At 32.2% G+C, this 2175-nt stretch carries 2 protein-coding genes; both read left to right on the forward strand.

The window, feature by feature from the left end:
* The first annotated feature begins 134 nt into the window (after positions 1-134).
* Positions 135-719 carry a cysteine hydrolase family protein gene (locus FNN09_RS20720; protein ID WP_143304400.1) on the forward strand — a complete coding sequence of 195 codons (585 nt, stop codon included), beginning with the start codon at positions 135-137 and terminating at the stop codon, positions 717-719.
* A 546-nt stretch (positions 720-1265) separates the two neighbouring features.
* Positions 1266-1991, forward strand: a complete 726-nt coding sequence (locus FNN09_RS20725) for a hypothetical protein (protein ID WP_143304401.1) — start codon at positions 1266-1268, stop codon at positions 1989-1991.
* Positions 1992-2175 lie beyond the last annotated feature (184 nt).

Below are 2175 nucleotides of genomic sequence, written 5' to 3' on the forward strand. Positions count from 1 at the left end.
ACATGAAACTGACTTCAAACGCTAAGCACACAAGACTATTGCCTCGAGCATGAATATGAAAATTTAACTTCTTGGCGTTTACAACATATTTTGAAATAAACTCTATGTCAAGGATATAACAAAATTATAATCATATGAAAAAGCTGTTATTGGTTGCTCTGTTGTGTTTGGGATATCTTAGTTCTACTTCTCAAGAAAATGCTAAAAGTGCATTGATACTAATTGATATCCAGGATTTTTATTTCCCTGGTGGTTCAGTTGAATTACATAAGGCAGAAGAAAGTGCTGCTTACGCAGCAAAAATTCTAGATGCATTTCGTAATAAGGAACAAACGGTTATTCATGTAAAGCATAAGGCCAAAGCAGGTGCTGATATACATCAAAGTGTTTTGCCATTGCCCAATGAGAAGGTATTTGAAAAGGAAAAAGTGAATGCGTTTGTAAACACAGGTTTAAAGTCACATTTAGACGATAATCAAATAACAAATTTGGTTATTATTGGTATGCAAACGCACATGTGTTTAGAGGCAGCTGTGCGTGCAGCAGTTGATTTTGGTTATACCGTTACAGTTGTTGATGAAGCCTGTACAACTCGTAATTTAAAATATAATAATATTGAGGTTGAAGCAGAACATGTACATGCTTCTACTATGGCTACACTAAAGAGTTATTCAAATGTGATTACTTTTGAAGTTTTTAAAGAAAAGTTTTTGAATTAATGAAAAAAGCTACATATTTGTAATTGTTAAAATGTGTGAATTTCTCCTAAAAAGAGAAAGATTATAACGATTGAATTACAAAGTCGCGTTAAAAAGGTTTAAAATATTGCTTTTGCAGTATTTATGTGAGAACTTTATTTATGCGAATTGAGTATAAAGATTTATGAAGCTTTCTTCATAAGTTAGGGTTAAGGTTAGGTTGAAGAAGGAATGTTTGAAAAGTCAGACATTCCTCTTTTTTTTTTGCCCTAAAGTGAACTTTATGGTTTATAGTATGTTATAATACTAGTTTAAGATTTTTCATAGATTTGGATTTTGAGTTAAGGTTAGAGAGAAAGGGAACTAGGTATTTAGTTCTCTTTTTTTTATGCCATTTTATAAAAAAAATACGATTACCATTTATTACTGTATTCGCCCGTTTTATAGGTGATATTTGTTGTTTTCAAGTAGTTCCTAAATATATAGGAGTTAGTTTTTTATCGCTTTATTAATGATTTCATTACGATTTAACTACTTTTGTGTCGGGGAATCGTAATAATTGTAAAAATGAATTGGGGAAAACTATTAAAGTTTAACGCAGCATGTTATGTAGTAATAATGCTGTTATCAGTGAGTAATCGAATTGTTGCTAGTGGAATTGATAAGAGTATTCCTGGGTGTAAAACCATTAATCAGGAGAACTATGACAATTTAAAAGCAACGAAAACTTCAAAAGTATTTTCATATCAGGCTTCTGTAGATGGATTAACACTTTTGCGACTGGATTATAAAAATGGCACAAAAGGTGTTGTAACGGTAATGGAGCATCAATCAAATGATATTCTTTTTCAAAAATCATTTGATAAGGATCTTCAGTTTATCGCCAAAGGTGGTTGTGATTATGTTATTTCATGGGCTTTTAAAAGTGAAGATGCTATAGTTGACTGGAGTATACAGCACGAACAGGTATTGGGACTAATGCCTTCTAGTCCTGTCGAAGTTACAACTGGGGTACATAGTGTTAGTTATTCTGATCAGGCAGATAAATGGTTTTTATTTAGTGCTCCTAAAGATGGTGTTGTTAACGTCACTACTGCAGGTTTAACGAATGAAAATACATGCATGTTTGTGTATAAAGTATCTTCAGATGTAATTATTGCATCTAGTAACTCAAGTGATGGTACTTTGCAGGCAGATGCTGATTTGGAGGTAAAGAGTGGTCAAGAATATTTGATTAAATGGAGTTGTGCTTTTACAAATAAACGGCACGATTGGCGTGTGAGTTATAAGTAAACTAATGCGCTTATAATCATTTTCAAAAAAAAACGAAATAAAAGAAAGAGGGTGTCCAAAAACGGATTCCCTCTTTTTTCGTTCATAATCAATTGATTACAGCTGAGTTAGTTTGTTCATGTGCCTGATATTTAGTATCTTAAAAGCATGAAACAAATCAATTTCAAGCCCTATAATCAAGGTC

This window comes from Carboxylicivirga sp. M1479 (genome assembly GCF_007097485.1).
Taxonomy (GTDB): domain Bacteria; phylum Bacteroidota; class Bacteroidia; order Bacteroidales; family Marinilabiliaceae; genus Carboxylicivirga.

Bases quoted from the DNA above. Each gene is read 5' to 3' on its own strand.
- FNN09_RS20725 (WP_143304401.1), top strand. From the start codon at position 1,266: ATGAATTGGGGAAAACTATTAAAGTTTAACGCAGCATGTTATGTAGTA.
- FNN09_RS20720 (WP_143304400.1), top strand. From the start codon at position 135: ATGAAAAAGCTGTTATTGGTTGCTCTGTTGTGTTTGGGATATCTTAGT.